General features: G+C 41.8%; 17 protein-coding genes and 1 riboswitch. Of the genes, 3 read left to right on the forward strand and 14 right to left on the reverse strand.

Translation table 11 applies throughout. The features are described from left to right. The first annotated feature begins 112 nt into the window (after window positions 1-112). On the forward strand, window positions 113-1,849 hold the full coding sequence (uvrC, locus tag B5Y67_RS04290; protein ID WP_242975856.1) for an excinuclease ABC subunit UvrC: 1,737 nt from the start codon (window positions 113-115) through the stop codon (window positions 1,847-1,849). 222 nt (window positions 1,850-2,071) lie between these two features. Here uvrC and B5Y67_RS04295 read toward each other — a convergent pair whose 3' ends face one another. From B5Y67_RS04295 to B5Y67_RS04335, 8 genes are all read right to left on the reverse strand, one after another. Then, on the reverse strand, window positions 2,072-2,797 hold the full coding sequence (locus B5Y67_RS04295; protein ID WP_242975849.1) for a C40 family peptidase: 726 nt from the start codon (window positions 2,795-2,797) through the stop codon (window positions 2,072-2,074). Window positions 2,798-2,800: 3 nt separating this feature from the next. Further along, window positions 2,801-2,936: riboswitch (cyclic di-AMP (ydaO/yuaA leader) on the reverse strand. Between the two features lie 1,154 nt (window positions 2,937-4,090). Then, window positions 4,091-5,458, reverse strand: coding sequence for a PFL family protein (locus tag B5Y67_RS04305; protein ID WP_088225305.1), 1,368 nt, complete (start codon window positions 5,456-5,458; stop codon window positions 4,091-4,093). A 43-nt stretch (window positions 5,459-5,501) separates the two neighbouring features. Continuing rightward, complete coding sequence (locus B5Y67_RS04310) at window positions 5,502-5,795, reverse strand: ACT domain-containing protein (protein ID WP_088225306.1); 294 nt, start codon at window positions 5,793-5,795, stop codon at window positions 5,502-5,504. 120 nt (window positions 5,796-5,915) lie between these two features. Continuing rightward, window positions 5,916-6,242, reverse strand: a complete 327-nt coding sequence (locus B5Y67_RS04315) for an iron-sulfur cluster assembly accessory protein (protein WP_088225307.1) — start codon at window positions 6,240-6,242, stop codon at window positions 5,916-5,918. 106 nt (window positions 6,243-6,348) lie between these two features. Next, window positions 6,349-6,585 carry a hypothetical protein gene (locus tag B5Y67_RS04320; RefSeq protein WP_088225308.1) on the reverse strand — a complete coding sequence of 79 codons (237 nt, stop codon included), beginning with the start codon at window positions 6,583-6,585 and terminating at the stop codon, window positions 6,349-6,351. Between the two features lie 56 nt (window positions 6,586-6,641). Beyond that, window positions 6,642-7,238 (reverse strand): HD domain-containing protein, encoded by a 597-nt coding sequence (locus B5Y67_RS04325; protein WP_088225309.1) that lies wholly within the window; start codon window positions 7,236-7,238, stop codon window positions 6,642-6,644. A gap of 79 nt (window positions 7,239-7,317) precedes the next feature. Further along, complete coding sequence (pepF, locus tag B5Y67_RS04330; RefSeq protein WP_088225310.1) at window positions 7,318-9,120, reverse strand: oligoendopeptidase F; 1,803 nt, start codon at window positions 9,118-9,120, stop codon at window positions 7,318-7,320. A gap of 103 nt (window positions 9,121-9,223) precedes the next feature. Next, entirely contained in the window at window positions 9,224-9,703 is a 480-nt protein-coding gene (locus tag B5Y67_RS04335) for an adenylate cyclase (protein ID WP_088225311.1), read from the reverse strand. A gap of 381 nt (window positions 9,704-10,084) precedes the next feature. On the opposite strand from B5Y67_RS04335, the gene pheA reads away from it, so the two are divergent. Next, complete coding sequence (gene pheA, locus B5Y67_RS04340; protein WP_088225312.1) at window positions 10,085-10,948, forward strand: prephenate dehydratase; 864 nt, start codon at window positions 10,085-10,087, stop codon at window positions 10,946-10,948. Between the two features lie 81 nt (window positions 10,949-11,029). On the opposite strand, the gene thrC is transcribed toward pheA, so the two are convergent. Next, complete coding sequence (gene thrC, locus B5Y67_RS04345; RefSeq protein WP_088225313.1) at window positions 11,030-12,505, reverse strand: threonine synthase; 1,476 nt, start codon at window positions 12,503-12,505, stop codon at window positions 11,030-11,032. Between the two features lie 221 nt (window positions 12,506-12,726). On the opposite strand from thrC, the gene B5Y67_RS04350 reads away from it, so the two are divergent. Further along, the gene (locus B5Y67_RS04350) at window positions 12,727-14,115 is read left to right on the forward strand and encodes a nucleoside kinase (protein ID WP_088225314.1); all 1,389 of its coding nucleotides are present in this window, start codon (window positions 12,727-12,729) and stop codon (window positions 14,113-14,115) included. 123 nt (window positions 14,116-14,238) lie between these two features. Here the strand turns inward: B5Y67_RS04350 and B5Y67_RS04355 are convergent, their stop codons facing one another. From B5Y67_RS04355 to nth, 5 genes are all read right to left on the reverse strand, one after another. Continuing rightward, a complete protein-coding gene (locus tag B5Y67_RS04355) occupies window positions 14,239-14,643 on the reverse strand; it encodes a methylglyoxal synthase (protein WP_088225315.1) in 405 nt (134 codons plus the stop codon). A gap of 54 nt (window positions 14,644-14,697) precedes the next feature. After that, on the reverse strand, window positions 14,698-15,039 hold the full coding sequence (locus tag B5Y67_RS04360; RefSeq protein ID WP_088225316.1) for a GIY-YIG nuclease family protein: 342 nt from the start codon (window positions 15,037-15,039) through the stop codon (window positions 14,698-14,700). 5 nt (window positions 15,040-15,044) lie between these two features. Beyond that, the gene (locus B5Y67_RS04365) at window positions 15,045-15,863 is read right to left on the reverse strand and encodes a menaquinone biosynthesis protein (RefSeq protein WP_088225317.1); all 819 of its coding nucleotides are present in this window, start codon (window positions 15,861-15,863) and stop codon (window positions 15,045-15,047) included. A gap of 245 nt (window positions 15,864-16,108) precedes the next feature. Beyond that, window positions 16,109-16,903, reverse strand: a complete 795-nt coding sequence (locus B5Y67_RS04370; protein WP_088225318.1) for a fumarylacetoacetate hydrolase family protein — start codon at window positions 16,901-16,903, stop codon at window positions 16,109-16,111. 181 nt (window positions 16,904-17,084) lie between these two features. Beyond that, window positions 17,085-17,732 carry an endonuclease III gene (gene nth / locus B5Y67_RS04375; protein WP_088225378.1) on the reverse strand — a complete coding sequence of 216 codons (648 nt, stop codon included), beginning with the start codon at window positions 17,730-17,732 and terminating at the stop codon, window positions 17,085-17,087. Between the last annotated feature and the right edge of the window lie 144 nt (window positions 17,733-17,876).

Below are 17,876 nucleotides of genomic sequence, written 5' to 3' on the forward strand. Positions count from 1 at the left end.
GAAGCACTTGCATCTTGCTGACCCGAGTTCTAAAATAAGAGCAGAGGTGGTAAAAGTGGATCTGCTTCGACAAAAACTGAGCCTGTTGCCTCCCAAACCGGGCGTCTACCTTATGAAAGACTACCGGGGACAAATTATTTATGTCGGCAAAGCAAAACAATTAAAAAATAGAGTTAAATCTTATTTTACTGGGTCTCATGATGGGAAAACAGCTCGTTTAGTGAGCCATATCATAGATTTTGAATATATCCTAACGGATTCAGAAGTCGAAGCCCTCGTGTTGGAATGCAATTTAATCAAAAAATATAATCCCAAGTACAATATCCTCTTACGTGACGACAAAACTTACCCTTATCTAATGATCACACATGAAAGGCACCCGCGTATTATTGTCACGCGTCAAATTAAAAAGGGCTCTGGGAAATATTTTGGTCCCTATCCTAATGCCACAGCCGCACAAGAAGCCGCCCGACTGCTAAACCGGCTTTTCCCTTTTAGAAAATGCCGCCAGATTCCAACCCGTTCTTGTCTATACTTTCATCTAGATCAATGCCTGGCACCCTGTACTCGTGATGTTTCTCCCAATGACTATGAAGAAATATCCAAGAACGCCTCAACATTTCTTAATGGTGACCAAAGTGAAGTTTTGAATCTCCTAAGCGCTAAAATGCAAACAGCAGCAGAATCTCTCCAATTCGAAAGAGCCAAAGAATACCGGGACCTTATCGAGGATTTAAAACGACTTGGAGAAAAACAAAACATAACCCTCAATGATTTTATTGACAGGGATGTTATTGGCTATGCCAAAACCACAGATCAATTATGTATTCAGGTCTTTTATCTGCGGCAGGGAAAGTTACTGGCAAGGGATAATTTTATTTTTCCTTATTACGACGATCCGGAAGAAGCATTTATTTCCTTCATTGCTCAATTCTACCTGGAGCGTAAGATCTGGCCAAAGGAAATTTTAATTCCTTCCCTGGAATCGCAGGCCTTATTGAGTTTATTTCCTATTTCAATTCCCCAAAAAGGGAAGAAAAGAGATCTGGTTCTGATGGCCATGTCAAATGCCCAAACAACGCTCCACGATCAGATTACTCTTGAAATACGCCAACAATCGGATAATAACCAAGCTCTGTCAACTCTTGGAGAACTCTTGAAGATACCTTGTCCTCACCGAATTGAGGCCTTTGATATATCCAATACGGCTGGAACCCATTCTGTTGCAGGTATGGTTCAATTTATTGATGGTAAACCACAACGCAAGGGGTATCGTAAATATAAAATACAACCAATGGAGACGTCTGATGATACAGCTTCTATGAGTCAGGTTATACGCCGCCGGTACCTTCGTCTTGTTTCCGAAAATGAACCTTTGCCTGACTTAATACTGGTTGACGGAGGCAAAGGCCAAATCAACGCAGCCTTAAAAGAGTTAGAGGAACTTCGACTCAAGATTCCTGTGGCAGGCATGGTAAAAAACGATCACCATCAAACGAATGAGCTGATGGATTGGGAGGGAAAGTCCATCTCTTTAGCGAGGAATCATCCAACATTTTTATTATTGGGGCGAATTCAAAATGAAGTCCATCGTTTTGCCATCACATTTCACCGTCAACAGCGCACCAAGAATATGACCTTGTCTGCTCTTGACGGAATAACAGGAATAGGCCCTAAACGCAAGCAGCATCTCTTACAGCATTTTTCTTCCCTTGCTGAAATACAACAGGCTTCTGTGGAAGAACTTCAATCTACAGGGCTCCCCGAAGGAATTGCCCTCTCTATTTTTAATTACTTTCACCCTACAAGTGACCATGACCTTTTACCGAAGGAGAAATCTATTCCATGATTTTGAATTACAGAGTAGAATTATGCCGAAAATGTTACTACAAACGCACACATCAATGTAACATATCTGATAACTATATAAGCAATATTAATGCTTCTTTGACAAAATCAAGCGGGGAGTGTCTCCAATACAGGCCCGTTCCCTGGATTCCCCGTTGTTAAATTGGTCATAAAAACAACAGCGATCTCTCGCTGTTGTTTTTATGAATCCTTAATGCATAGTCTAATTGACTCGACGGGCACCCAAATAACGGTTTGCGTAATAGTTATCACTCAGACTTGTAACACGAATCCCTTTATTCGAAGCATGAACAAAGCGTCCCCCTCCAATATAAATACCTACGTGAGAAGCTCCTGAAGCGTAGGTGGAGAAAAATACTAAGTCACCTGCCTGTAGCTGTCCTCGACTGATAACGGTTCCAATTCTAAATTGCTCTCCTGCAGTTCTCGGCAATGAAGTATTCGAGGCTCGATAAACATATTGAGTAAACCCTGAACAATCAAAGCCGTTTCGACTTGTTCCCCCAAAACGATAGGGAACACCCTGCAAGCTTAGAGCATTATTGATTAATTGAGAGGTAACCGAACGCGATACTTGTTTCTGAGACTCAGCAGCGACTTGAATTGATTTTGATCGTGCTGCTGGCTCCGGGACAACTCCTGATTGCAGTTTATCTGCTGATTCTGTTACGTTATTTGGTGTACTTGAAGCCGATGAAACGGGTTTCGAAACAGGTGTTGAATCCTTACCCTCTTGGAAGGTAAGAGAAGCAGTTTGCCACTGCAACTGAGTGCGGACGATGTTAGTATAGGGCCCAGTCGGAATGGAAATTAACGTTGTCTTGGCTGCAATTTTACCCGCTGCTGGAACTGATAAACTACTCGCCAACATTAAACCAGCCAGAACTGTGCTTCCTAACCACATCCGTCCGGATGAGGAAATTAGCAATGAGAGTCCACCTTTCATTTGCTTACGAGGTTAGTTGACGGATTCGGGCTAAAGGTGTAAGCCCTACACGAGAATTCGTGATTCACCCCAATAAAATCCCCCGCTCCCAACATAAGTTCGGATTCAGCATTTTATATTTAGTCTATTCGCCTATATTAGGCTATTCGCCAGTATGTCTAAAAATCCCTGCAATAATTCATGGAAATATGCACCATAATAACCAGTGAACTCGCTTACGCAAAAGCTGAACATCGGGGCTTCAGATACAATAATGTCCGGTGGACATTATTGCCGAGCCGCCTTTCCCAATAGGAATACTTAGCGGCGAAGGAGGACTCTACCCCACCTGAAGTTCACGAAGGACCCACCCCCACTTATAGAAGTGGGGGTCTTAAAAACTGGATAAATTTTATAGTATGAGGACACTTTCACCGAAAACGCCTTAGCCCATAACAAATGCTATCGCGTTGAAGGATGGACTCTACTCCCACGTGTAGAAGTGGTTAGATAAATAAAAACCGCCTCTCAAATTGAGAGACGGACTTTATTTGGACAATAGGAGGCTAAAGAGTCAATATTGAGGCTTAGGTCAAGTAGGTTTTCCCGCTGAGTTCCTTCGGTTTCCCTAAAGGCGATTTCTCCTTTTCCCCAGCCTGGGATGTCGCCATCACCAGAACTTGATCACCACTTAGTCCTCACTTCAATCCTCTTTAGTTAACGTTCTAGAAGTTTCCTTAACACTCCTAGACAATCTAGCCTCTTTTGCAGAAAAGCATTTCCGGCAGTTTGAAAAGCATCGGCCAACGCCCTCCAAACCTCTTAAAGCCTTCCCAACTTTTCCACCTCAAGGCAGGCTACACTGCACTAAGTTCCTTCCTAATGCAGGTTCTACCCTAAGCCGTAGCTATAAAAGCCACGCACTTAGGCCTCCACGGAAAAGGGTAGCGCCCGCATGCCATTGCGGATCCCCCTCATTCCTTAACTCCCAGCAACAACCCTCGACTGGGCGTCGAAAGCCACCACCAGGAACTTCATCGGTATGCCCTCGGCGGATTATTAGGCCCGCCTTCGATTGCCAATCGTGCACTAGAATAACGCTCCATAGCCCAAAGCAAAATTAGTTGTTGTGATTACATTGCCTATTGTACCTGATTATCATAACTTTGTAAAAAACCTTTTAGCCATTTATACCTTCGATTAATAAAGTATAAAGATAATTACGGATTCTTTTTGTCATCTAAGCTAAGTTTTTTAGATAAAATCAGTTATTTAGACACTAAAAAAGCAAAACTATTAGTTGGATAAACTTGTAATTGGAGCAGGAATCCGACCGCCGCGATTAATAAATGTTTTCGAGGAAAATGGATGAACATTCATGACCGGAGCTCCGCCCAATAGGCCTCCAAATTCCACACGTTCCCCAGCCTTTTTACCGATAGCAGGAATGATTCTGACAGCAGTTGTTTTTTTATTAATCATTCCAATAGCAGCTTCGTCAGCGATTATTGCCGAGATGGTTTCAGAACTCACATCCCCTGGCACGGCAATCATATCTAGTCCAACAGAGCAGACACAGGTCATGGCTTCCAATTTATCAAGATCCAGAGCCCCAACCTCCACAGCCTTAACCATTCCGGCATCCTCTGAGACAGGGATAAATGCACCACTTAAGCCTCCCACATGAGAAGAAGCCATGGCGCCGCCCTTTTTAACCGCATCATTTAACAAGGCTAAAGCAGCCGTCGTACCATGCGTTCCACAACGTTCAAGGCCCATATTTTCCAGAATCTCAGCCACACTATCCCCAATAGCCGGTGTTGGAGCCAAGGACAAATCGACAATTCCAAAGGGAACTTGTAAAGCCTTCGATGCTGCTCGGCCAATCAGTTCACCCATTCGTGTAATTTTAAAGGCAGTCTGTTTTATAAGATTGGAGAGTTCCCCAAAATCTGCATCAGGAAATTCTTTCACAACTTTTGCTACAACCCCCGGACCGCTTACCCCAACATTAATCACACAATCTGGTTCTCCAACACCATGGAATGCACCCGCCATGAAAGGATTATCTTCTGGAGCATTACAGAAAACAACAAGTTTAGCTGCACCAATTCCATCTTGAGCAGAAGTTTTTTGAGCGCAATTTAAGATAACTTCTCCCATTCGTTTGACTGCATCCATATTTATTCCAGCTTTAGTCGTTCCGATATTTACTGATGAACAAACAAAATTTGTTTCACTCAGGGCCTGAGGAATAGCATCAATTAAAGCTAAGTCTCCCTCCGTAAATCCCTTCTGCACTAGAGCAGAAAACCCGCCAATGAAATTTATGCCCAACTCATTAGCAGCTCGATCTAAGGCTTTTGCAATTCTTACCATTCCTTCTGAAGATAAATGAGCTGCTGCGATAGCAATCGGTGTGACTGAAACACGTTTGTTGATTATGGGAATTCCATAACGAGATGAAATTTGTTCTCCTACCGTCACTAAGTGACTTGCTTTTTTTACGACCTTATCATATATTTTTCGTTCTAAACTATTTATATCCTCTGTGACACAATCCAATAAACTGATTCCCATAGTAATGGTTCTAATATCAAGATTTTCTTCATGAATCATCTTAATAGTTTGTTGAATTTCCTCACGGGCAAATGTAATCGTCATAAACGATTTCCCTCCACAATTACCTTCTTTAAATTCTTTTGTTCTAAATGCGATGCATATAGGTAAATATATCCTCATGCTGAACTTTTACTTGTAACCCTTTATTGAGCCCCTCTTGTTCAAGAGTATTGGCTAATTCCACCAATTCCAACGTTGACGATTTCAAATCGACCACCATGATCATTGTAAAAAATTCCTTGAGGATTGTCTGACTGATATCTAAAATATTTACGTTATATTCGGCAAGTTTCGTCGCAACCCAAGCGATGATACCAATCTGATCCCTACCGATAACCGTAATTATGGCACGTCCAGACTCTTCGCGAATCATTGTCATAAGTTTTCCTCCTTAGCTTACTTATATAAACAATCGTTCATCAATATCCAGAATAATTTTACGCTGGGAACCAATAATGCTAAAAGAGAGCCCCCGAGAGCTCTCTTTGAAAACTACTTATCAGGAACAACCGCCACCGCAGCTTCCACAACCGTCACTGCTAGGGTTCGCTGTGCGGATTTCGAATCCTCCGCCTTGCTTAGAATCAATAAAATCAATTGTAGCACCCTCTAAATAAGAGGAAAGCTTCTTATCGGTGAGTATTGATACGCCGTAACCTTCATCAAGTATGTCATCTGTTGTCTTTGACTCATCCAGAGTCATGCCGAAATTCGGCCCACCTCAACCAACGCCCACTAAATAAAGTCTAAGAAATGCATTTTCTTTATTTTGACTTTTAAGCACTTCTTTAACTTTTTGAGCTGCGAGTTCTGTAATCTCTACCATAAATCTCACTCCTTTTTTTCTCGCTAGTCCTAAATATACCATATTTTTAGAGTTTGACCAAGGGAAATTAAAATAAAACCAAAAAGCTTAAGCTGCAATCTAAAAGCTAGACTTCTTCCCCGCTTCCTGACGCACGAAAATCTTTTAAAAATTGTCGAACTTCGACTTCCAAACTTTCTGGAAGGTCCTGCGTAATAGTTTGCCAATGTTTTACTTCAAAGTTTATTTTCTGAGCCCAATCTCCTTCAGGCCAAGAAATAAATGTTTTTGGTTCTGAGAACGTGTAAGTTTTCAGAAAAACTATAAACCCTATGAGAAGTAAAACACGCCAAAACCAACGCATTTCAAATCAATCCTTCCAAATAAGCTAATAACTATAGCTTACCCAAAAGAAATGATTTAAATCATTTCTCCATGTAATTTATGCCAAAATTCTTCCATATATGAGAATAACGGTTTGAAATAATTTAGAGCCGACTTGGTAAACAAATGCTCATGATAACTTCGAATTTTCTCTTGATAGAAGGATTCGCAGGAATTTTCTCCCACAAGGGGCCAACCTTGTACTCCACCTAAGGTAAATAGGCGACCCAAACCAATTGTGCCTACAAAATCCAATTTATCCGCATCATATAATATTTTGGCCTCAAGGGTTTTGGGCTCATACCCTTCTTCGCGAGAATGAGCAATAATAGCTTCTTTTACTCTTAAAATAACATTCTCAGGATATCCTGCTTTGTGAAGAATGTTAACTGCAAGTCCTGCGCTGCTCTGGGCATGGGTTTTTTCTACAGCACCTGATCTTCCAATATCATGTAATAGAGCCGCAAGTTCTATTACTGTTACATCTGCGCCTTCTGCTAGGGCTAACTTTTTACCCCACTCTCTGACTCTTAAGGCATGGTCTAAGTCATGGGCCCGATCTTTGCGCGCATAGAAACCTTTGGCAATTTGGACAACCTGTTCAAAATTTCCTTGACTTGTTTGAAAATCCATGTTGTCCACCCCCATTCAGCGTTCAATACCTCTGCTGTGTACTATTGCCAATAATATTACTCCTCAAAATCTTGCCTTGTCAAGTAAGGAGACCTTCTAAACGGCCAATGAGTTCTTCAAAAACTAACAGGGCTTCGCGAACCGGTTGCGGCGTCTCCATATCAACACCGGCTCCACGCAGCAATTCTATGGGATAGTCTGAACCACCGCTGCTTAAAAACTTAAGATATTTAGCTACAGCTGATTCACCTTCCTTTAAAATTGCCCGTGCAAAGGCTATTGCTGCTGAAAAACCAGTAGCGTATTTATATACGTAAAAGGAATTATAGAAATGGGGAATGCGGGCCCACTCAAGGGCAATTTCCTCGTCTAAAATTATATCTTCGCCATAATAAGCCGCATTTAAGTCACGATAGATTTCAGAAAACTGATCTGCGGTCAAAGCTCCTCCTCCTTCGACAATTGCATGAGTCTTCTTTTCGAATTCGGCGAACATAGTTTGTCGGAAAATTGTACCTCTGAATTGCTCAAGATAATGGTTTACTAAATAGGCAAGAAGTTTTGTGTCTTTAGTCGTATCCAGAAGATGCTCCATTACGAGAGCCTCATTCAACGTCGAGGCCACCTCGGCAACGAATATTTTATAACCTGCATAGAGATGAGATTGAGCATGATTGGATAAATAGGTATGCAAGGAATGTCCCATTTCGTGAGCTATAGTGAACATAGAATCGAGAGTATCCTGATGATTCAATAAAACATAGGGATGCGAACGATAGGTGCCCCAAGAATATGCTCCACTCGTCTTACCTTCATTCTCATAAACATCAATCCACCGATTGTCAAATCCCTCTTGCAAAACCTTGAGATAATCTTCTCCCAGAGGTTTTAAACCCTTAAAAACCATAGATTTAGCCTCTTCGTAGGAAATCTTCATGGTAGTTTCAGGTACGATAGGAACATAAATATCGTACATATGTAATTCTGTGAGATTCAAGGCTTTCTTGCGCAGGCGAATATATCTATGCATTTGGGGAAGAAAATCATGGACAGTCTCAATTAGAGAATCGTAGACCTTTAAAGGGACACGATCATCGTCTAAGGATGCCTCTATTGCCGAGGGATATTTACGCGCTTTGGCAAAAAATGCATCAGACTTAATGTTGGAATTTAGAGTTGCTGCCCAAGTATTACGCTGCTTTCCGTAGGTTTTATAGAGAGTTTCAAAAGCAGCTTTACGTACACTTCTCTTTGAGCTCTCCATAAAATGAATGAAATTTCCCTTCGTCAACTCAACCATTTGACCTGTTTCGTCTTCTATTGAAGGAAATTTCAGATCTGCATTATTAGCCATTGTAAATATTGCACCCGGTGCTTCGGCTAATTCGCCGACACCAGCCAATAATTTCTCTTCAATTGAACTCAGTATATGGTCTTTCTTACGCAGGATATCTTCAAGAGCGTGATTATAGAGTTTTAACGTTTCCGATTCTGAGCGAAATTCATTCAGCCTTCCCTCGGGCATTGCTAACAATTCAGGAACAACAAAAGCAGTTGCACTGCTCACCTTTACGGCAAGCGCTCCTGCACGGTCCGTCATTGCTTGATAATTTGCCTGGCGATTATCCTCATCTCTGCGCATTCGGGCATACGAGTAGACCTCTTCAATTCGCAAACTGAGATCATCCATCCACTCAAAACAAGAAACTAAAACACTTGAAGAATCTCCGAGTTGACCTTCGAATTTTTTACCTACATCTAACAGCCTCTCGATATTGGCATACTCCTGTTCCCATAAGTCATTCGTCTTGAATATATCTTCCAATCGCCATTTCGAGGTCTCAGGAAGTTCTTCTCTGAGCTTAAGTCGTTGATGTTCCACAAAATTCCCTCCTTGTTGTTCGTCACACTTATTATATACATACCCAACAGAAATACCATTTTTCTATTAAGTTTATATAAAAAGGCTGTAGCCGCTATCTGAATTATCTAATCTGCCACGTCGTATATGGCCTTCTAGCCAAGTTAATGTTAAAGTATGCTGAATCATGGGTAATGTCCCGTTCCCAGTTAACCCACTTTGGAAACGTCAGGAAATATCCTACTTCCGGTATTTCAACGTCAACCGTTATTAAGCCCCGGTTTTCCATTTGATATACATCAACTTCCCAGATCAGGCCCCCATAAGGCAGCTCATACCTGATTTTTTCTATAGGAGGTGCAAGAGATATCCGCTTGAGAGCATCTTGTTCCTCTTGAGTTGAAGAGGGATTGAATGTTTCAATCTCCTGACGGCTGCCATCAGGCCGTAATTCTTTAACGGTTATTTTGATTGAATCCCCAAGGAGGCGGTAGCGTATTGACGGCACTTCTAATAAATATCCTTGTATTATGTATTGACCTCCGTGTAATTCCGGCAAGTTCTCTTGTTTCACCAAAAACTTCCGTTCAATTTCCAAAGCCAACGTTGCATCTCTCCATATTCCTAGAATAATTTATTCAGCATTACCTGAGTTAACTCGTTCAGCTAAGAACACTTGTAGAAGCGGGAATCTAATGATCGAATAAAAGTGAAGCAGGCAGCGTACGTTCCACTGCCTGCTTCTTCACCTTGTCCACTGATCCCCTAGAAGGTTCCCCAACCTTCTAATTCAATTTTACTAAATTCTTTCTCACTGCGCAAGTATCTTCTTAAGCAAAGTGAATATTAAAATACTTTTATTGAACGACTTGCTGGCATGGTATATCTGTATTATGATAAGAGATAATTAGGATATTCTCGAAGTCTGTTTCATCTGCTAGAGAGAGGGGACAGATCATTTTTTATAGTGGAAGGAGACAACATCATGTCTACGATGGGTTATCTGGGCCCAAAAGGAAGTTTTTCTGAAGAGGCAATCCATCTTTTTTTAATGGACCATTCTGAATTTAACCTATCCCCGCCGCAGTTGATCCCCTTTCCCACCATACCACGCCTGCTTCTGGCTTGTGATGAAAAAAAGATTGACTGGGCTTTTATTCCTTTAGAAAATTCCACAGAAGGACAAGTTGGCGTAACCATGGATATCCTTGGCCAAACAGAACATCTCTTTATCAGCTATGAATTTGTCCAACCCATTGACCAATGCCTATTAACGCACGAGCCGATGCCTTTGCAACAAATTGAACGCATTTACTCTCACGAACAAGCAATTGGCCAATGTCGGGATTTTTTGGAAACGCATCTTCCTCAGGTTGAACAAGTTACTTGTCTTAGCACAGCGGAAGCTGCGCAAAGAATCTCTTCAATTCGGGAAAATTGGGCTGCTATCGGTCCGCGGCGAGCTGCCAGCCTCTATAACCTCCATATTCTCGCGGAGCGTATTCAGGATGTCGTACTTAATCCTACCAGATTCGTTCTCGTAGGCCACCGTCTGGCAGATATGTCTGATGGCAACAATAAAACTTCCTTGCTCATTGTTGCCAATAATACCCCGGGATCCTTATATTCAATCCTGGGTGAATTCTCCAAGCGCCACATTAACCTTACTAGAATCGAGTCTCGACCTTCTAAACGAAAACTTGGTGAGTATGTCTTCTTTATTGATGTGGATGGCTATGTGTTTGCTCCCCCCATCCAAGAAGTTCTCTGGGCCCTGCGGGAAGAAAATATCTCTGTAAAATTGCTGGGTTCCTATCCCAAAGCCCTTCCTGAGGAAACCATTTTTTAGATATCCTAGCTTTTTTAACCTGCAATGAGCCTTTTAGCATGATAATGATACTAAAAGGCTCTTTATTCACTCTTCAAATCTTCACTCCACAAATAATCCTTGTAACATTTCTTCAATCTTCTCCGGTTGACAGGAATCAACGATCTTAGCTTCCTTTTTATCCAAACCTTGTAATCCTTGAGGAATTTCCCAATTTGTTAATTGACTCAAATCTCTCAAGGCCTGCCATTCATCACTCTTCTTCCCTTGAGTTTTCTCTAAAGCAATTAGAACATTAGATGCAAATTTAAACGGACTGGCAGTTGAGGCGATGACAGTGAAGGTCGAGTCATGACTCGAAGCGCAATAGTCTTCATAGACTTTCATACCCACGGCAGTATGAGGATCAAAAACATATTGATAAGCTTTAAAACTCTGGGAAATCGTGGCTAACGTTTCATCTTCATCTGCCCAGCCGGCAAAGACAATTTCCTGGCAATTTTTGAGAGTTTGGGGATCAACCTTAAAGGATCCCTGGTTTTTCTGATCATACCAGCTGCTGATCAAGTCAGCGTTTCGCCCGTTCATCTCATACAAGAAACGTTCAAAATTACTGGAAATTAAAATATCCATAGACGGAGAAATTGTTTGATAAAATTGACGTTGGCTTTGATATTCGCCCGTTGCAAAAAAATTAGTTAAAACGTTATTTTTATTGGATGCACAAATAATTTTGGCAATAGGCAAACCCATCCGCCGAGCATAGTACGCTGCCAGGAGGTTCCCAAAGTTTCCGGTTGGTACAACTACATTGATTACTCCGCCGGGAGCGACTTTTTGCTGTTCAACCGCCTGTAAATAGGCCCAAAAATAATAAACAATCTGTGGCAAGAGCCTCCCCCAGTTAATGGAGTTAGCCGAAGAAAACACTAATTTGTTTTCCCAAAGCCGGGCTTTCAGAGTTTCCGAGGCGAACATTAGTTTAACCGCAGTCTGGCATTGATCGAAATTACCCTTGACAGCTATTACATGGGTATTAGATCCTTCAGTAGTGGTCATCTGCCGCTCCTGCACCGGACTTACTCCGCCTTGAGGATAAAATACGGCAATATGCATACCTTCACGGTTTTTAAAACCTTCCAAGGCTGCTTTTCCCGTGTCTCCCGAAGTCGCAACTAATATTAATACTTCCGCATCAAGGCCAATATGTTTTAGACTAACGTTCAATAAGTCAGGCAATACTTGTAAAGCCATATCCTTGAAAGCTGAAGTCGGACCATGCCAAAGCTCAAGCACTCCAAAATTGCCCACTGAAGCGAGAGGGGCTGGATTTTGCCCGTCAAAGGTCCCGTCACTGTAAACATTAACGATTTTATCGAGAGTATCTTCAGGAAAATCCGGTAAATAATCTGCCATGACTCGTTTGGCCACTTCACGATAGGATAATCCCTGAAGTTCTTGCCATTTTAAGGCGGGAAACGTCGAAGGAACAAATAGACCTCCTTTGGGTACCATACCTAATGCTATTGCCTGGGAAGCACTTTGCCCCGATAAATTACCCCGAGTGCTTTCATACATTTCATTTCCCTCCTTGGCTTTAATTTTGTTATTTATGTACCATCTATTCGCTGTATATTCGCGGTAAGTGGCCAAATTCCTTCTGAATTGACAAGTCCAGCCGGGTTACTATAATTAAAGGAAATTCTCTGCTTATTTCCTAAAGGAAAGTTGAGATAATATGTTGAATATTATGTGGGATATCAGAATGACAACTTCATCACTTGAAAGGCGGTGCCAGAATGTCTGATTACTCAATGCGCAGATATCGCCAGAGTTTGATCCTTGGCCTTATCGGAGTTACAAAAAAGCTCTTTCCGGGTGAGCAGCTTAAAATCTCTCACTCTATCCTTGATGGAGTCTATTGTGAACTTGAAGAATCATTAATGTCAGCAAGGGAAGTCATTAAACTTGAGGAAGCTTTAAAAAGCTGGGTTTTAGCGGATCAGCCCATCTCTTTTGAGTCAAATCAAGATCACTCATATCATTGCCGCTTGGACGATCTTGAAATTAAAACCCTTTATCCTCCTCTTAATCGTTCAGGTTCCTTAGAGTACTTCCAATTGATTCATTTCTCTCCGGGTTTTATTTTGCTCTTTCCCAATGCTAACCATCCAGAAACCCTGGCTCCCTTTGTGCCACCGGAAAAGTTATCATCGACCTTTTCAGAAAGTCAGCGTTGGCTGGAAAATTTACATCTCACCAAAGTTGACGATGTCAACTCTATTATATCTGCAGATGGTTCTAATGATCTCATATGCTTAGCGGAAGCCCTGCATGAAAAGAAGATATCGTCCATTGCCGACCGAATTTATGAGCATCGGAATAATGTCCGTATCATTCTCATATCCGGTCCTTCTTCTTCCGGAAAAACAACGTTTGCTCAACGATTGTCAACTCAACTGCGAGTCAGCGGCTTACGGCCAATCGCTCTCTCTTTAGATAATTACTTTCTTTCGCGAGAAGAAACTCCTCGTGACGCTAATGGACAATATGATTTCGAATCGTTAAGAGCTTTAGATTTACCTCTCCTTGCAGCCCATATTAATGCTCTGATTCATGGCGAACATGTCGAAACCCCCATCTTTGATTTTGTCAGCGGTCATAGGTCTCCGGTGGGCAAGCCAATGCACCTTAGTCCTGACGAAATTCTCGTAATCGAAGGAATTCATGCTCTCAATCCAAGTTTAATACCCTCGCTGGACAGAAACCAAATGTTTAAGATCTATGTCAGTGCCTTATTCCAGTTAAATATTGATGACTATACCAGAGTCCCTACGACAGAAGTAAGACTTATCCGCCGTATCGTGCGAGACAATCAGTTTCGCGCTATTAATCCTGAACGAACATTAGCACAATGGGAGAGTGTTCGGCGCGGGGAAAACCATAATATTTTCCCCTATCAGGAAGAGGCAGATGTTATGTTTAACTCCAGCCTTCTCTATGAATTAAATGCCCTTCGTCCCTATGCGGAACAACTTCTGCATTCGATAGCTTCCAATTCTCCCTACTACCGAACGGCAGCCCATCTCTTGACCTTGCTTTCTTTTTTTAGCCCCCTGGATGTTTCTTCAATTCCTTTTATCTCGATTCTCCGGGAATTTTTAGGTGGAAGTATATATAACGTCTAACCCATATTCTAAAACAACAGGTCGACTCTCATTATTTCTTAAATAAGCTTTTACACATCCCGGCAAGAAAACTCCGCACACATTCTGGCGGAGTTTCTTAATGACACAACCCAATTCGTTTCTTCAAAGGGTTTGACTAGATTTAACCTGCTGTTCTTCTAAACAAAGTTTTACATAAGCCATTAATATTTCCGCACTTTTTCGATTCGTCGCCAAGGGAACATTGTGTACATCACATACTCTTAACAAAGCCGCAATGTCCGGCTCGTGGGCCTGAGCCGTTAAAGGATCACGCAAGAAAATAATCATATCCAGATTTTGAGTCGCAACGAGACTGCCAATCTGCTGGTCTCCTCCGATCGGACCTGACAGCAGCGCTTGCACAGGCAATCCCACATGCTGTTGAATTAATTTACCCGTTGTCCCGGTACCTGTTAATTGACATTGAGCCAAAAGATCCTTATACGTTTTGGTGAATTCTATCATTTCTGCTTTCTTTTCATCATGGGCGATTAAGGCAATTTTCAAAATGTCCACCTCATTCTTGGTAAATAGGTTTAAACCCCTATTCTTTAGTCAGCGCTAACCATTGATTTGATGTAGTTCTTTTGTCGCGGCTGAAATGCAGAAGGTCAACTTTCGCCTTTCAGCAATACGACAAATTTCCCAAGGTTCTTTAATTAGGCGAAGTTTTTCCGCTCGATCACACCGTTTAATTGCATACTCCAAACGCAGAGCATTCCCCCAGGAGTTAACTTCCCAAGCCTGAACCAAGGATACCGGGCCATGAGACGCAGTATATTTTGCCCCTTGCCTCCCAGAGCCCTCCCGGTTATGTTCGCGCGCTCTCCGTTTGAGATCCGTCGTTGCACCAGTATAGATTGTATCATCTCCACATCGAGCAAGATACACCCAGTACCCCATATACACTATTCCTCCGGCCAACGCTCAATAATTGGACGGCTGGGCAGTAATTCTTCCTCGTAACAGAGATTCAAATATTGATGCAGGCCGGACAATAATCCAGGGTCTAAATCATAATGAAACTGAGTAAAGTAATCCTTCCAAAAATCACCAGATCCACCGAGCATCACCTGACAAGCCTGAACGATATCCTCCATTCGATGCAAGGCTTTAGATTTTGCCTCCAAGAGCAGATGATAAACATTCTTGATTTCTTCAGCCTGCTGAGGCAGCAACTTTTTAGGAAAAGCCCAGACAGCATAAGTCATAGAATGACCTGTTTGTTTTAACCATTCAGCCCCCAAATCATAAATCAAACAATTCGGCTTCGCTTGTGCTGCCCGAATAGCAGAATCGGCTATCAAGAGAGCTGCGTCTGCATGCCGGAACATATCGTCTAAATTCGAAGGCAAGGTTACATACTTGGGAAAGACCCCATAAAAGCGATGGAGTAAGATCTTCGTCAGATTAACTGAGGTTGCTGACATATCTGTTAGTGCAACGGTTAAGCCATCCAAATTCTCTAAAGGAACTTTAGAAAACAAAAGAATAGATCCAACTCGCCCCTTCGTGGAAACTGAAAGATTAGGCAGAATAAGATAATCTTGCCAATGCTCGCCATAAGAAAATGCACTGATCGGCGCCATATCGATTTGACCTTTGGCCAACATAGCATTATGCCCAGTAGGTTCTGCTGTTACTGAGGTCAGTAGAGGATGTTCCTTAGGCAAGAAATGAAACATCGGCAACATGTTTGTATTTGGGTTATGTCCAATTCGGATCATGAAATTACCCCCATATAGGTTCTACCTTTGAGCAATAAATACGTTCTTATTAGTGAGTGAACTCGTTCAGCTAAAGCTGAACATCGTTGCTTCAGATACAATAATGTCCAGTGGACATTATTGCCGAGCCGCCTTTTCCAATAGGAATACTTAGCGGTGAAGGAGAACTCTACCCCACCTGAAGTTAACGAAGGACCCACCCCCACTTATAGAAGTGGGGGGCCTAAAAACCGGATAAAAGATTTCTAACGTTCAGCAATTACCCTATTATGTAATTCACCGATCGCAGGAATTTTAACGACAACCTCATCCCCGGGCTGCATCGGTCCAACACCTTCTGGAGTACCAGTAAGTACAACATCTCCTGGAAACAGGGTCATAACTTGGGATATAAAGCTTACAAGCTTAGGAACAGAGGCCATAAAATACTTTGTATTGGAAGATTGCTTGGTTTCTCCATTCAGGGAAAGCTGAATATCCAGGCTGCTTGGGTCAACATCTGTAACAACCCAAGGACCAAGGGGACAAAACGTGTCGAAGGATTTTCCGCGAGTCCATTGACCATCCTTTTGCTGTAAATCCCTTGCCGTTACATCATTGGCGCAGGTATATCCCAAAATGGCGTCAAAGGCTTCTTCCTCTGTTACCCCTTTAATGGTTTTTCCAATTACTACAGCAAGCTCGGCTTCGAAATCTACTCTTTGACTGATTTGGGGATAAATAATATTGTCGTCGGGACCTATTACACAGGTTTGAGGTTTTAAAAAAATAACAGGATCGTTGGGTGCCGAAGAATCCTTTTCTTTAAGATGTAATGATTGCTTTATTTCTTCGACATGCAATGAATAATTTAAACCAACACATACTACTTTACTAGGTTCAACCGGCGTTAAGATGCGAACTTCGTTTAGTTCAGCCCACTGATCAGTCAATTGTCTTTGGGAATCCAGGAACGTTCGATCAAGTAATTGAATTCTTGTCCCTTCTATGATTCCAAATTTAATATCGTTCTTCTGATCCAAAAAGCGTACAAATTTCATGTTTTCAACCCTTTCTATGCTTAGATGGATTTACTTTCCTATTTCTTTCGCGCTGCAAACCACTTTTTGTTCCCTAATTCCTATCTAATAGTAAGTTTCCCTCCAAAACACCATCTTTGTGTTTAGAAATATATTCTAACATGAAAGGCCTTTAAAAAGAAGATTAAAGAATTTTGTCGTATTAGAGTTTAATACTCTTGAACATTTTACAAACCGATGGGAGAGGACACTCTGGACAATTTGGTTTTCGAGCAATACAGATACGTCTCCCTAAGAAAATAAATAAATGATGCAGATCCGACCACCGTTCACGCGGAAATACGTTCATTAATTCTTTTTCCACTTTTTCTGGAGTATTGCCTTCTGCTATACCTAACCGATGAGCTACTCTAAACACATGAGTATCCACCGCTAAGGCCGGAACTCCATAGGCGTTACTTGCAACAACATTTGCCGTTTTACGTCCCACGCCAGGAAGCTTTCGCAATAAATCAATAGTTTCCGGAACTACTCCTGAGTATTTTTCAACTAATAGTTGTGAAGCGGCAAGAATGTTTTTAGCCTTATTGTGATATAAGCCCAAAGAACGAATTTCACGTTCAAGATTATTTAATCCTAACGCAAGAATGCCTTCAGGGGTATTGGCAGTCTGGAATAACGATGCTGTAACTTGATTCACCCTCTCATCTGTGCATTGAGCCGACAAAATCGTTGCGATCAGCAGTTCATAAGGTGTATGAAAGTCAAGCTCGCAGCGAGCATCAGGGAACTCTTTTTGCAGGGCAGTAAAAATAAACTCCAAATCAGAAGCTTCCATTATCTTATCCATTATTTTTCCTTTCTTACCTCCACCCAGCGTCATGAGACAATTCCATAATCCGCAGAGTTATCTTCCTTATTAGCATTACAAGACTTCACATACTCTCGTCAGTAAACCCACAGTGTGACAGCCCACTTGCCAAAAAGTGAGCCT

Origin of the sequence: Desulfosporosinus sp. FKB (assembly GCF_002196705.1) — a bacterium.
Classification (GTDB): Bacteria; Bacillota; Desulfitobacteriia; order Desulfitobacteriales; family Desulfitobacteriaceae; genus Desulfosporosinus.

Excerpts from the sequence above, each read along its gene's own strand:
- uvrC (WP_242975856.1), top strand. The coding sequence starts at position 113 with ATGAAAGACTACCGGGGACAAATTATTTATGTCGGCAAAGCAAAACAA.
- B5Y67_RS04305 (WP_088225305.1), bottom strand. The coding sequence starts at position 5,458 with ATGACGATTACATTTGCCCGTGAGGAAATTCAACAAACTATTAAGATG.
- B5Y67_RS04310 (WP_088225306.1), bottom strand. The coding sequence starts at position 5,795 with ATGACAATGATTCGCGAAGAGTCTGGACGTGCCATAATTACGGTTATC.
- B5Y67_RS04320 (WP_088225308.1), bottom strand. The coding sequence starts at position 6,585 with ATGCGTTGGTTTTGGCGTGTTTTACTTCTCATAGGGTTTATAGTTTTT.
- B5Y67_RS04325 (WP_088225309.1), bottom strand. The coding sequence starts at position 7,238 with ATGGATTTTCAAACAAGTCAAGGAAATTTTGAACAGGTTGTCCAAATT.
- pheA (WP_088225312.1), top strand. The coding sequence starts at position 10,085 with ATGTCTACGATGGGTTATCTGGGCCCAAAAGGAAGTTTTTCTGAAGAG.
- thrC (WP_088225313.1), bottom strand. The coding sequence starts at position 12,505 with ATGTATGAAAGCACTCGGGGTAATTTATCGGGGCAAAGTGCTTCCCAG.
- B5Y67_RS04350 (WP_088225314.1), top strand. The coding sequence starts at position 12,727 with ATGTCTGATTACTCAATGCGCAGATATCGCCAGAGTTTGATCCTTGGC.
- B5Y67_RS04360 (WP_088225316.1), bottom strand. The coding sequence starts at position 15,039 with ATGGGGTACTGGGTGTATCTTGCTCGATGTGGAGATGATACAATCTAT.
- B5Y67_RS04365 (WP_088225317.1), bottom strand. The coding sequence starts at position 15,863 with ATGATCCGAATTGGACATAACCCAAATACAAACATGTTGCCGATGTTT.
- B5Y67_RS04370 (WP_088225318.1), bottom strand. The coding sequence starts at position 16,903 with ATGAAATTTGTACGCTTTTTGGATCAGAAGAACGATATTAAATTTGGA.
- nth (WP_088225378.1), bottom strand. The coding sequence starts at position 17,732 with ATGGATAAGATAATGGAAGCTTCTGATTTGGAGTTTATTTTTACTGCC.